The sequence below is a fragment of the Pseudomonas sp. TE3899 genome, assembly GCF_056279105.1.
In genome coordinates this window covers 3,596,760-3,609,246 of record NZ_JBWBQR010000001.1, presented here as the reverse complement: position 1 = coordinate 3,609,246, position 12,487 = coordinate 3,596,760, and the positions used below count along the sequence as shown (strand labels likewise).

Annotated in this window: 16 protein-coding genes; all 16 read left to right on the top strand. The window is 60.2% G+C overall.

Going from position 1 to position 12,487, the window contains the following annotated elements:
* Positions 1-337 precede the first annotated feature (337 nt).
* The 16 genes from ACZ89E_RS16605 (at position 338) to ACZ89E_RS16530 (ending at position 12,481) form a co-directional block, all read left to right on the top strand.
* The gene (locus ACZ89E_RS16605) at positions 338-748 is read left to right on the top strand and encodes a tail fiber assembly protein (protein WP_476256075.1); all 411 of its coding nucleotides are present in this window, start codon (positions 338-340) and stop codon (positions 746-748) included.
* A 152-nt stretch (positions 749-900) separates the two neighbouring features.
* On the top strand, positions 901-1,086 hold the full coding sequence (locus tag ACZ89E_RS16600; RefSeq protein ID WP_463260571.1) for a Com family DNA-binding transcriptional regulator: 186 nt from the start codon (positions 901-903) through the stop codon (positions 1,084-1,086).
* An 8-nt stretch (positions 1,087-1,094) separates the two neighbouring features.
* The gene (locus ACZ89E_RS16595) at positions 1,095-1,925 is read left to right on the top strand and encodes a putidacin L1 family lectin-like bacteriocin (protein WP_149657360.1); all 831 of its coding nucleotides are present in this window, start codon (positions 1,095-1,097) and stop codon (positions 1,923-1,925) included.
* A 252-nt stretch (positions 1,926-2,177) separates the two neighbouring features.
* Complete coding sequence (locus ACZ89E_RS16590; RefSeq protein ID WP_429513815.1) at positions 2,178-2,522, top strand: phage holin family protein; 345 nt, start codon at positions 2,178-2,180, stop codon at positions 2,520-2,522.
* A 217-nt stretch (positions 2,523-2,739) separates the two neighbouring features.
* The gene (locus ACZ89E_RS16585) at positions 2,740-3,324 is read left to right on the top strand and encodes a phage tail terminator protein (RefSeq protein ID WP_463259537.1); all 585 of its coding nucleotides are present in this window, start codon (positions 2,740-2,742) and stop codon (positions 3,322-3,324) included.
* Complete coding sequence (locus tag ACZ89E_RS16580) at positions 3,321-3,503, top strand: DUF2635 domain-containing protein (RefSeq protein ID WP_007907211.1); 183 nt, start codon at positions 3,321-3,323, stop codon at positions 3,501-3,503. Before ACZ89E_RS16585 ends, ACZ89E_RS16580 begins: the two co-directional genes overlap by 4 nt.
* The gene (locus ACZ89E_RS16575; protein ID WP_476256074.1) at positions 3,503-4,999 is read left to right on the top strand and encodes a phage tail sheath subtilisin-like domain-containing protein; all 1,497 of its coding nucleotides are present in this window, start codon (positions 3,503-3,505) and stop codon (positions 4,997-4,999) included. The genes ACZ89E_RS16580 and ACZ89E_RS16575 overlap by 1 nt, the downstream gene beginning before the upstream one ends.
* Before the next feature lie 67 nt (positions 5,000-5,066).
* On the top strand, positions 5,067-5,414 hold the full coding sequence (locus tag ACZ89E_RS16570; RefSeq protein WP_123511965.1) for a phage tail tube protein: 348 nt from the start codon (positions 5,067-5,069) through the stop codon (positions 5,412-5,414).
* Positions 5,411-5,707: a phage tail assembly protein gene (locus tag ACZ89E_RS16565; RefSeq protein WP_054047093.1), complete on the top strand. Its 297-nt coding sequence runs from the start codon at positions 5,411-5,413 to the stop codon at positions 5,705-5,707. Before ACZ89E_RS16570 ends, ACZ89E_RS16565 begins: the two co-directional genes overlap by 4 nt.
* Positions 5,708-5,837: 130 nt before the next feature.
* On the top strand, positions 5,838-7,643 hold the full coding sequence (locus ACZ89E_RS16560) for a phage tail protein (protein WP_476256073.1): 1,806 nt from the start codon (positions 5,838-5,840) through the stop codon (positions 7,641-7,643).
* Positions 7,630-8,868, top strand: a complete 1,239-nt coding sequence (locus ACZ89E_RS16555) for a DNA circularization protein (protein WP_476256072.1) — start codon at positions 7,630-7,632, stop codon at positions 8,866-8,868. The genes ACZ89E_RS16560 and ACZ89E_RS16555 overlap by 14 nt, the downstream gene beginning before the upstream one ends.
* 3 nt (positions 8,869-8,871) lie before the next feature.
* The gene (locus tag ACZ89E_RS16550) at positions 8,872-9,915 is read left to right on the top strand and encodes a phage baseplate assembly protein (protein ID WP_476256071.1); all 1,044 of its coding nucleotides are present in this window, start codon (positions 8,872-8,874) and stop codon (positions 9,913-9,915) included.
* Positions 9,916-9,953: 38 nt separating this feature from the next.
* On the top strand, positions 9,954-10,463 hold the full coding sequence (locus tag ACZ89E_RS16545; protein WP_476256070.1) for a phage baseplate assembly protein V: 510 nt from the start codon (positions 9,954-9,956) through the stop codon (positions 10,461-10,463).
* A complete protein-coding gene (locus tag ACZ89E_RS16540; RefSeq protein WP_038979177.1) occupies positions 10,463-10,861 on the top strand; it encodes a phage GP46 family protein in 399 nt (132 codons plus the stop codon). The genes ACZ89E_RS16545 and ACZ89E_RS16540 overlap by 1 nt, the downstream gene beginning before the upstream one ends.
* A complete protein-coding gene (locus ACZ89E_RS16535; RefSeq protein WP_476256069.1) occupies positions 10,851-11,894 on the top strand; it encodes a baseplate J/gp47 family protein in 1,044 nt (347 codons plus the stop codon). The genes ACZ89E_RS16540 and ACZ89E_RS16535 overlap by 11 nt, the downstream gene beginning before the upstream one ends.
* Positions 11,882-12,481 carry a YmfQ family protein gene (locus tag ACZ89E_RS16530; RefSeq protein ID WP_476256068.1) on the top strand — a complete coding sequence of 200 codons (600 nt, stop codon included), beginning with the start codon at positions 11,882-11,884 and terminating at the stop codon, positions 12,479-12,481. The genes ACZ89E_RS16535 and ACZ89E_RS16530 overlap by 13 nt, the downstream gene beginning before the upstream one ends.
* Positions 12,482-12,487: the final 6 nt, after the last annotated feature.

Here is a 12,487-nt window from a genome sequence, read left to right as displayed (position 1 = left end):
AAGCAGCTCGAAACGAAGCTCTTTAGTTCCACCACAAAGGCAGCGATGAACCGGCCTCAACGGTTCAGAGGGTTGGCAACTGACCCGGGTGTGCAGCGTAAAGCACCAGAAGCAGTTATCCGGCGGGCAGGGACCGCGGTCGGAAAAACAATTTGAATGGACTCGTACCGCGCCAGTAGCGCCGAAAAGTCAGCTTCCTTTTTTGCACACAGGATTAAAGGGAAGGCGAAGGACCGCATTACTGAAAAGCCCGGTTAATCGCCGGGCTTTTTGGAATGCCTACCTGACACAGGCAGATCACGTCTGCCGTTTACCGGCAACCCATAAGGATATGCAAATGAAAAAGTACGCACGCATTGTTGATGACCTGGTCGACAACATCTATGAAACCAACAATCCCATCACCGAAGAGTTTCCGGCTGATCAGTTCTGGGTCGAAGTGATCGGCGATACCCTGGTTGATTACTCCTATAAGGCCGTCAACACCAATGGCGTCTGGAGTTTCGACGGTTCCCCTTACTGGCAGTCCGAACTGGGCAACCAACTGCGCCGTGAGCGAGCTGCGCGGCTCGACAAAGTTATCAACAGCGTTACTACCACTGCATTGCTTGCCAAGGTCGACCTGGGGCTCGCCACTGAGGCCGATCAGGCGTACTTGCTGGCTTACACGCGGTACTGCGTTGCTTTCAGCGAGGTCAATAAACAGTCGGGTTATCCGCTAACCATCGTGTGGCCTGAACGCCCTTAAGAAAGGCACCGCAGACGAAAGCAGGGGTGCATTATTGAAAAGCCCGGCTAATGACCGGGCTTTTTGGAATGCCTACCGACCGTCAGGCATTTCAAGTCTCGGCGTCGCCCGGGCAAGAGGAAGGATCCGGCAAAAATCAAAAGGCATTGAAGATGTTGAGAGATTGCAGGTGTGGACATTGCAAACGACTACTCGCCCGAGTGGGTGAGTACACCGAACTCCAGATCAAGTGTTCCCGCTGTGGGACGTTGAATCATGAGAAGGCTGCGAGCCTCGAGCGATCGCCTATGAGCGACATGAAAGCGGAATCCTCCGCAAAAAATCATTCGACTTTATAGGTGATCAAATGGCAGGACGTACACGTACTCCGTTTCAAGGTAGCGGCACTTCGATTCTCCCCGCTTACCAGACAATGACGGCTGGTCAATTTCTCCTCTCGCCGAACGGCCGATTCAAGCTGTTGCTTCAGGCTGATGGCAATCTGGTCCTGCAGGATAATGGCGTAGTTGTATGGGTGGCTAATGAGGCACAGCCTTACAGTTCAACCGTTCCACTGCGTTACAACGTGGCGCCACAGTTCTACATCCAATATGGCGCGTTTCTGGATGATCCGGTTCGCAAGCGCACTTGGTTGTCCAACAACTCCACCTTTACCAGTGAGGACCAGTGGAACCGGACTCACCTTGTATTGCAGGATGACGGGAATATTGTACTTCTTGACTCTCAGGCCATCTGGAACGGCACCCCGTCTATCCCGCTCATTGCTGGCGCCAACTCTTCGGTGGTGATCGGTGGGCCGAATGAGATTGCCAGGGGTATTCCCTATTTTTCCGGTGACAGCGCCCTGATTTTCCAGGGTGACGGGAACGTTGTTGTGTACGGTCCGAACTGGAGCATTCGTTGGGCCAGTTACACGCAGAACAAAGGAGCGGTTCAGGCTGTCGTTCAGGCGGATGGCAACTTCGTTGTTTATGCCGCTAACAATGTCCCTTTGTGGAATTCCGGCACAGCGGGTCAACCAGGCACCGTTCTGCGTCTGCAACCCAACGGTGGATTCTCCATCGTTAAAGAGACGCCAGTCTGGGCCCGATTCGGGTATCAGCCGACCTACCGTCCAATCCGCCTGATCGACGGTTCTTCCTTCAAAACCTTTGATATCTGGACCTGGAAAATCTGAGCGGCTTGTTGAACTCGTTTTGAACCCTTGCCTCGACGAGTCATTGCCCTACTTGAATCAACCAATCGTACAACTCGCTCACTCAGTGTGAGCGGGTTGTATTGCTGTGGAAAAGGGACGTGCAACACGCATTCAGTGCGTTCTTTAAGGGTTGGCAACAAGAGGACAGATGTTGAGACATCGGGTTACTGATTTAACCGCTTCATTACTGAACCCCTCATTGATTTATCAAGCCCCCCCAGGAGGCGTGACATGACAAACGAGCAACAAGCGTTGCTGGACATGCCGATCTGGCTTGTCATCGTCCTCGCCCTGGTGGGCGGGGTGTCCGGCGAAATGTGGCGCGCCGACAAGGAAGGCGCCAAAGGCTGGGCGCTGCTGCGGCGCCTGGCGCTGCGCTCCGGAGCCTGCGTGATCTGCGGGGTGTCCGCGATCATGTTGCTGTACGCCGCCGGTGTGTCGATCTGGACCGCGTGTGCGTTTGGCTGCCTGACGGCGATGGCCGGGGCGGACGTGGCTATTGGGCTTTATGAGCGCTGGGCGGCGAAGCGGATTGGTGTTTGTGACGTGCCATCCAACAACAAGAATGCTGAGTAAAGGGATAACACGGGATATTTGAAAAGGAGATCAAGCATGTTGAGCGACTTTTGTTGTGGCAAATACGACCGGCGACTTGCAAAAGTACAGGTGCGTCTGAGCGTCCTCTCAGGACGTTTAATTAATTACTGCTGATCTTTGCCCTGCGTGATAGCGGGGCTACTTTTTTCAAACCCGCCCCGCCAATTGGCGGTTTTTTATTGCCCGGTGAATACCCATGAAAATCACCCCCCTGGTCGCACAACTACGCGATCAATGCCCAACCCTGGCCAATCGCATCGCGGCCGGCATCGACCTCGCCTCCCTGCAAGCCAACACCCCCCTCACCACCCCCTGCGCCTACATCGTCCCCCTCGCCGATGTCGCCAGCAAAAGCCTCGCGCAAAACCTGATGCTGCAACCGATCCGCGACCGCTTCGAAGTGACCCTGGTGCTCGACACCACGGACGCTACAAAAGCGCTGGATCTGTTGCACGACCTGCGCGCCGAGCTGTGGCGGGCGCTGGTGGGTTTCAAGCCTGGCACGGACTACGACGCCATCGAATACGACGGCGGTGAATTGCTTTCCATCAACGCCAGCCGCGCGTTGTATCGCCTGCGCTTTTTTGCCGAATTCCAGCTCGGCCGCAACCTGCCAAACCAACCGGCAGAGAGTTGGCACGAGCGTGAACTGGACGGTTTGTCGTCCTTTACCGGGGTCACGGTGCGGGTCGATGCGATCGATCCGGCCGACCCCAATCTGAAACGCCCAGGCCCCGACGGGCGCCTGGAAATGACTTTCTCTGGAGATGTAACCCCATGAGCAAACGCATCACCGTGCTGCCGGCCCCAGGCCGTGTCGTGCCGGACCCGGAAGCGGGCGATCTGTTGCCCCTAGAGGGCCGTGAAGTGCCGGACAACGCCTGGTGGCGTCGACGTCTGGCCGATGGCGATATCACTACCAAAGCCGTGAAAGCGGCCAAACCACAGGGAGCCAAATAATGGCGATCGGATTCAGCAACATCCCCGCGGACATTCGTGTTCCGCTGTTCTATGCCGAGATGGACAATTCGGCGGCCAATAGCGCGTCGTCGGCCATGCGCCGGTTGATCGTCGCTCAGGTCAACGACAACATCGCCCCGGCCGACGTCGGCAAACTGGTGCTGGTGTCCAGCGTTGCGCTGGCCAAAAGCATTGGCGGCCAAGGCTCGATGCTGGCCTCGATGTACGAAACCTGGCGCAAGACCGACCCGATCGGCGAGATCTGGTGCCTGCCGCTGCACAACACCACGGGCAGCATTGCCAAAGGTGTGGTGACCCTGACCGGTGCCGCGACCCAGAGCGGTGTGCTCAACCTGTACGTCGGCGGTGTTCGCGTTCAAGCGGCCATCGTCAGCGGTTTCACGGCGGCCCAGGCGGCCAGCGCACTGGCGCTGAAAATCAACGCCTCTGCCGACCTGCCGGTGTCCGCTGTTGCGGCCGACGGCATCGTGACCCTGAGCGCCAAATGGACCGGCGACAGCGGCAACGACATCAGCCTGCAATTCAATCGCCTGGGCAAGAGCAACGGCGAAGAAACCCCGGCCGGCCTGACCTCGGCTGTGACCGCCATGACCGGCGGTGTCGGTGTACCGGATCAAGTGGCTGCCGTTGCGGCACTGGGCGATGAACCGTTCGAGTTCATCTGCATGCCGTTCTCGGACCTGAACACCCTCAACACCTGGCAAGCCGTCATGGATGACAGCACCGGTCGTTGGTCCTGGGCCAAGCAATTGTTCGGTCACGTCTACAGCGCCAAGCGCGGCACCATCGGTACGTTGGTGGCTGCGGGCCAGGCGCGTAACGACCAGCACATGACCATCCAGGCGCTGGAACCGGGTGTGCCGCAACCGTTCTGGGTCCAGGCTGCTGCATTGGCCGCGCGCACGTCGGTATTCATCTCGGCTGACGCCAGCCGTCCGACCCAAAGCGGCAGCCTGCCAGGTCTCGACCCGGCGCCGGCCAGCGAGCGCTTCACGCTGACTGAGCGTCAGTCGTTGCTCAACTACGGCATCGCCACCGCCTACTACGAAGGCGGCTACGTGCGCATCCAGCGCTCGATCACCACCTACCAGAAGAACGCTTACGGCCAGGCCGATAACTCCTACCTGGACAGCGAAACCATGCACCAGTCGGCGTTCATCGTGCGTCGTCTGCAAAGCGTGATCACCAGCAAATACGGGCGCCACAAATTGGCCTCCGACGGCACCCGTTTCGGCGCCGGCCAGCCAATCGTCACCCCGAGCACCATTCGCGGTGAGCTGATTGCCCAGTACGCCAAGCTCGAACTGGAAGGCCACGTGGAAAACGCCGAGCTGTTCGCCGAGCACCTGATTGTCGAGCGCGACGTGCAGGACCCGAGCCGGGTCAACGTGCTGTTCCCGCCGGATTACATCAACGGCCTGCGGGTGTTCGCACTGCTCAACCAATTCCGTCTGCAGTACGACGACGCCGCTTAACAACAGCGTTTGAACGTGCGATTTCAGCCCACCTCGCGTGGGCTTTTTATTTGAAGGGAGAAACACCATGGGTCAACTGATTGCGGGCACCTGCTACGTCAAAGTGGACGGCGCTCAACTGACCATCAATGGCGGCTGCGAAGCGCCACTGATGTCCACCAAACGCGAAACCGTCGTACCGGGTTTCTACAAGGAAACCGACATCGCACCCTCGTTCAAAGTGACGGCGCTGCACACCCCGGACTTCCCGCTCAAGCAACTGGTGGCGGGCGTGGACATGACCGTCACTTGCGAATTCAGCAACGGCAAAGTCTACGTGCTGGCCGGCGCTTACCTGGTCGATGAGCCGGCGTCCAAGGGCGACGACGCCTCGATCTCGCTGGTCTTCAACGGTGTGAAGGGGACCTGGCAATGAGTGGCGCCGTGAAGCTTCAGGTTGCGATCGAAGCCCACGGCGAGCCTCTGACCGAACTCAACCTGCGCCGTCCGACGGTGCAGGAAGTGCGGGCGATCAAGGCGCTGCCGTACAAGATCGACAAGAGCGAAGAAGTCAGCCTGGACATGGACGTCGCGGCCAAATACATCGCGGTCTGCGCCGGCATTCCACCGTCGTCGGTCAACCAGTTGGACCTGGCTGACCTCAACGCGCTGAGCTGGGCCGTCGCGAGTTTTTTCATGAGTGCGGCGTCGGAGCCATCACCGACCTGATCGCAGTCGCCTATGACCTGGCCTGGTTCTGGAAGGTTGACCCCGAACAGATGATGGCCAGGCCACTGGATGTGCTCCGCGAATCCCTGGAGCACGCGCAACGGATCAATGCGATGCAGCAGGTGCAGTGATGGCAGACGAAGACACGATAAAAAAATCGGTGCTGTTGACCGGCATTGATGAACTGTCCCCCAAGCTGGCCGGCCTTGTTTCAAAGGTCGACAGCTTCAAGAAAAATCTGGAACAGGCCGGCCTCGGCAAACTGGATATCAGCGGCTTGTTCAAGGGCGGTAGCGTGATCACGCCGTTCGTGGACGGGATCAAGGCGTCCGATGCGTTCAAGGGCAAATTGGCCGAGGTCGGTGAAGCGACCAAGGCGGTGGACCTGCCGGGCTCGCCCGAAAGTGCTGCGCAAAGCATGAATATTTTCAGCGCATCGATGGCCAAGGTCTCGACCTCCATCGACGCCGCGCTGGCACCGGCGGTCGCGACCCTGGTGGTCGGTCTTGAGCCCTTGTTGACCGGGATCGGCAGTTTGCTCAACGACAATCCGAAACTGGTCGAAAGCCTGGCGATTGGCGCGATGGCGTTCTCGGCCATGCAAACCGCCGTGACCGGTGCGACCCAGGTGTTCGACCTGATGAACATGGTGCTCAAGACCAATCCAATCATGCTGATTGCCATGGGCGTCGCGCTGGCGGCCGGTTTGATCATTGCCAACTGGACGCCGATTTCAGCGTTCTTCTCCGGCCTTTGGGACGGCGTAAAAAACGTCGCCACGCAGGCCATGGCGGTGTTGAGCACGGTGTTCAGCTGGACGCCGCTGGGCATGGTGATCGCCAATTGGTCGCCGATTACCGGATTCTTTTCCGGGATCTGGGACGGCATCAAAGCGGTGACCGCGTCGGTGGTGGGCTTCCTCAAAACGGCGTTTTCCTGGACACCCCTCGGGATGATCATCGACAACTGGGCCGGGTTGACCGGTCTGTTCTCGGCGATCTGGGAATTGCTCAAGGCCCTGACGGTGCCGGTGATTGATTTCCTCAAGGGCCTGTTCGACTGGACGCCGCTGGGCATGATCATCAACAACTGGGGCGCGATCACCGGTTTCTTCGGTTCGATCTGGACGGCCCTGCAACCGGCGGCCCAGGTGATCAAGGATTTCTTCGGCACGTTGTTCGACTATTCGCCGCTGGGCATGATCGTCAACAACTGGGGCGCCATCAGCGCGTTCTTTGATCCGCTGTGGGCCGCGCTGCAAGCCTCGGCGCAGGTGGTTAAAGACTTCTTCACCAGTGTGTTCGAGTGGTCGCCGATGACCCAGATTGCGGCCAACTGGCAACCGATCAGCGAGGTGTTTTCGGCGTTGTGGGGCGTGGTGCAAGCGTTGGCCGCGCCGGCGCTGGAGTTCCTGCACGGGATGTTCGAGTGGTCGCCGCTGGGGCAAATCATCAAGAACTGGGAACCGATCACCGAGTGGTTCAGCGGTCTGTGGAAAAAGCTCCAGGAGGTCATCGCACCGATCAAGGAATTGTTCGACGGCGGCTTCGCGGGGGTGATCGCCAAAGTTACCGGCAAGGTTGAAGGTTTGGCCGAGGCCCAGAAGCAAACCAATGCCGAAGGCAAGGGTGAACTGGCGCCGGCGTTTTTTGGAGCCGGCACCGAGCCGGCGTCGACGACAGGACTGGCCCCCGGAAACCTGGCGCAAAAACCGTCGATGCTGACGGGCTCGCTGACACAAAACTCCAGCGCGCTGATCCAGCAAACCGCCGCCAACAACCGCACGCAACTTGAAGGCGGCCTGACCGTGCGCTTCGAAAACGCGCCGGCCGGCCTGCGCACCGATCAGCCGCAAACCAATCAACCGGCGCTGGCGCTCAATTCGCGCATCGGCTACCGCTCACTTTCCCTGGGAGGCTCCAATGAGCTGGCGTGACCGTTTATTGCCGGCGTCCTTTCGAGGTGTCGGTTTCTGGGTCGATCAGGCGAAAACCCCGGTCGGCAAAAAGGGTCAGTTGCATGAGTATCCGCAGCGCGACCTGCCGTTTTTCGAGAAACTCGGCCAGCAGGCGAAGGTCCACGATCTGACGGCATTCATCGTCGGCCCCGATTGCCTGGAGCAGCGCGACAAGCTGCTCAAGGCGCTGGAGCAGGGCAATGGTGAACTGGTCCATCCGTGGCTGGGACGCTTGCAGGTCAAGGTCGGCGAATGCGACATGACCCACACCCGCCAGGACGGCGGGCTGGTGACCTTTGCGCTGAAGTTTTACCCCGATGAACCACTGCCGTTTCCGACGGCGACGGTCAGCACTCAGCAAGTATTGTTGGTGTCGGCGGACAGTTTTTTAGGTTCGGCGGTGGCGCGTTTCGAAGACGCGATGACCGTGATCAAGGCTGCGCGGATCGGCATTGCCGACCTGCGCAACAGCATCAAGGACATCTATGCGGTGGTTCAACAGCAGTTGCAGCCGTTGATCGATCAGTACAAGCAGATCAGCGATCTGGTCAAAGCAGTCAAGGAATTGCCCAAGGAAGTGGCGGCCGAATTCAAGGGATTGGTCGGCGACATCAAGGAGCTGAAAGACTTCGCCCGTGACGGTTATCGTGGCGTGATTGCCAACGTCTCCCAACAGGTCGAAGCCATCCGCAAGGCCGATGCGCCGAAGATCACCACCGGCAAGGACACCACCGCCGCAGCCCAGGCTTTGGCCAATCTGGTGCAGGACACCTTGCTGGTGCAGGCTGCCCAATGGGTCGCCGCGATGCCGGTGGCTTCGAAGGTGGTCAAGCTCGGGTCCACGCCGTCGCTGGAGCAACAAGCCGCGCAACCGGTGCAGCGCCAAGCCGTGCCGGTGGCCGACGATGTTCTGGCCTTGCGCAAGGCCCTCGATGAGGCGATCCAGCAAGCGTCGAACAAGGCGGATCCGGCGCATTATCAGGCCATGACGGATCTGCGGCATAAGCTCAATGCGCATCTGACGGCGGTGGCGTCGTCGGGTGTCCGGCTGGTCAGCAAGTCGTTCCAGGAGAGTTTTCCGGCCCTGGTCATCGCCTATAAGCAACTGGGCGACGCCACGCGGGTCGAGGAAGTGATCCAGCGCAACGGCATTGTTCATCCGGTGTTCTCTCCACCCAATGACCTGAAACTCTCGGGGGAGTAAGCCATGAGTGAAGTGGACAATAAAGTCACCCTGACCGTTGACGGGCTGGAATATGGCGGCTGGAAAAGCGTGCAGATCACGGCCGATCTGGAGCGTCAGTTCCGCACCTTCAAACTCGACATCACCTGGCAATGGCCAGGGCAGACCCTGGTGCGACGGATTCAACCCGGTGCGCCGTGCGAGGTGCGGATCGGCAACGACCTGGTGCTGACCGGGTATGTGTTCAAGGCGCCGATCAGCTATGACGGGCGGCAAATCAGCCTGAGCGTCGAGGGCAGTTCGAAAACCCAGGACCTGGTGGATTGTGCGGCGACCAATCGTCCCAACCAATGGCATCAGCAATCGTTGCTGAGCATCGTCGAGGCGCTGGCGTCGTCGTATTCGATCTACGTGGCCAGTGAAATTGCGGAAACCGCCCGGCTCGGCAGTCACACCATCGTGCCGGGGGAGACGGTGTTCCAGTCCATCGACCGCTTGCTCACGTTGTTCCGGGTGTTTTCCACCGACGATGCCCAGGGCCGGGTGGTCCTGGCCCGGCCGGGCAGCGGTGGGCGCGCCAGCGATGTGCTGGAACTGGGCAAGAACATTCTTTCGGCCAACGCGCCGATGGATTACAGCCAGGTGTTCTCCGAATACCGGGTCATTGGCCAGCAGAAAGGTAATGACCAGAAGAGCGGGGCGGCGGTCAGCGAGGTCGAGGCGGTGTCTGCCGACCTGGGCTTCAAGCGCAAGCGGGTTACGGTAATCAATGAAGGCGCGCAGATTACCTCCGAGCTGGCGCTGCAAAGGGCCAACTGGGAAGCCGCCACCCGCGTCGGCAAAGCCTTGACCACCACCTACCAAGTGCAAGGCTGGCGCCAGACCAATGGCGATTTGTGGCGCCATAACACGCTGGTCAAGGTCAAGGACCCGGTGCTGGAAGTGGACGGTGACAGGCTGATTTCCAAAGTTACTTACTCGCTCTCGGCGCAGGGTTGCGTCACCACTCTGCAAGTCGCGCCACCCCATACCTTCGACGCCAATCCGACGCCACCCAAGAAGAACTGAGGCGGCGCGTTCTTACGCCCGATCTTGAAGGAAAACCCATGAGCCTACTGACTCGCCTCCTGGCGCGCGGCACTGTCGTGCTCGCCAATTCGGCCACCAAGCTGCAATCGCTGCAAATGCGCCTCACCGCCGGTGAAGTGAACGACGACATGGAACACTTCGAACCCTACGGTTTCACCAGCAATCCGCTGGCCGGCGCCGAGGGCATCGCCACTTTCCTGGGCGGTGATCGTTCCCACGCCATCGTTCTGGTGGTCGCCGACCGCCGCTATCGTCTCAAGGCCCTGGCCCAGGGCGAAGTGGCGATCTACACCGACGAAGGCGACAAGATCCACTTCAAGCGTGGGCGGGTCATCGACATCCAGACCGCGACCCTGAACATCCGCGCCAGCAGCGCCGTGAACATCGACACCCCGACCCTGACCCAGACCGGCAAGATCGTCTCCCAAGGCGACCAGGTCGCGGGCGGCATCAGCCAGATCAAACACGTGCACGTCGGCGTGCAGGCGGGCAATGGCCAGACCGGCGTGCCGGCAGGAGGTCAGTGATGTTTATCAGCCAGAACCTCCACGCCGCACTGACCCGTTCGGTGCTGATCAGCCTGTTCACCTGGCGCCGCGCCGCCGATGACGATGCCCTCGATGACGAGGAGCGCTTCGGCTGGTGGGGCGACACGTTTCCCACCGTCGCCGATGACCGCATCGGCTCGCGGCTGTGGCTGTTGCGTCGGGTCAAGCTGACCCGGCAAACGCAAATGGACGCTGAGTTCTATGCCCGCGAAGCCCTGCAATGGCTGATCGACGACGGGCATTGCAGCGCCATCGACATCATCAGCGAACGCCTCGACGCCCAGCGCCTGAACCTGCGCACGGTCCTGACCCTGGCCGACGGCGAGCGCCTGGACATCAACCCTGATAACAGTTGGCAGGTGATCTATGCCGTTTGAAACCCCTTCGCTGCCGGTGCTGATCAAACGCACCCAAAGCGACCTGGCCAGCGATTCGCTGCGCCAGTCCGATGCGCAAGTGCTGGCCCGCACCCTCGGTGGCGCCGCCTATGGTTTGTATGGCTACCTCGACTGGATCGCCGAGCAGATCCTCCCGGACAAGGCCGACGAATCGACCCTGGAACGCATCGCCGCCCTGCGTCTGAACCAGCCGCGCAAAGCCGCGCAAGCCGCCAGCGGCAGCGTCAGCTTTACCGCCAGCGCCGGTGCCGTGCTGGATGTCGATACGCTGCTGCAATCGAACGACGGTCGCACCTACAAAGTGACCGCGTCGCGCACCACCAGCAATGGCCTCAACAGCACCACCATCGCCGCGCTCGACGCAGGCAGCCTGGGCAATGCCGATGCCGGCATGACGCTGATCCCGGTCCAACCGATCCTGGGGATTGTCGGCAACAGCTTCACGGTGCTGGCGCCGGGGCTGATCGGCGGGGTTGCCCGGGAAAGCCTGGAATCCCTGCGCTCCCGGGTGATCAGTTCCTACCGCATCATCCCCCACGGCGGCTCGACGCAAGACTATGAAACCTGGGCGCTCGAATGCCCTGGCGTGACCCGGGCCTGGTGTCGCAGCGGCCTCTTGGGACCTGGCACGGTCAGCCTGTACATCATGCGCGATGACGATCCGCAACCGGTGCCGAATGCCGCGCAATTGGCGGAGGTACAGGCTTACATCGAGCCGCTGCGACCGGTCACGGCTGAGCTGCATGTGCTGCCACCCATGCAAGTGCCGGTCACTTACACCTTGAGTCTGACCCCCGATACCAGCGCCGTGCGTGCCGCTGTCGAAGCGCAACTGCGTGACTTGCATAACCGCGAATCCGGCTTGGGCGACACCTTGTTGCTGAGCCACATTCGCGAAGCCATCAGCAGTGCAACCGGCGAAAACGACCACAAGCTGAAGGCGCCGACAGCCAATGTGACTGCCGAAAAATATCAGCTGCTGGCCTTTGGAGGCTGCGTATGGGAGGCATAAGAACTCCGGCGCAGTACGAGGCCCAATTGCGCAGCCTGTTGCCGAGTGGTCCGGCATGGGATCCGGAGCGCGTGCCGGAACTGGAAAAAGTGCTTGAGGGTATTTCTCAAGAGCTATCGCGCCTGGATGCGCGTGCCGTTGACCTGCAAAACGAGATGGATCCGGCCGGGGTCAGTGAGTTAGTACCGGACTGGGAGCGGGTAATGAATTTGCCCGATCCGTGCCTGGGAGAGGCGCCCCTGTTTGACGACCGTCGCCTAGCCGTTCGCCGGCGCCTGCTCGCGGTTGGCAGTCAGACCATCGGTTACTTCGTCGACATCGCGCGAAGCCAAGGGTATCCCCACGCGACTGTCACTGAATTCGAAGCCCCCCGAATGGGCCGCTCGCGTTTTGGTAGTGCGCGTTTCGGCAGTTGGCAAGCTCAGTTCATGTGGACCCTCAATACCGGGGGCCGGCAGCTCATCGGTCGTCGATTTGGCGCCAGTTATTGGGGCGAGCATTTCGGCATGAATCCGGGTAGTGCCCTGGAGTGCCTTATCCATCGAAGCGCGCCGGCTCATACCCGCGTGTACATCAATTATGACTAGAGGTTA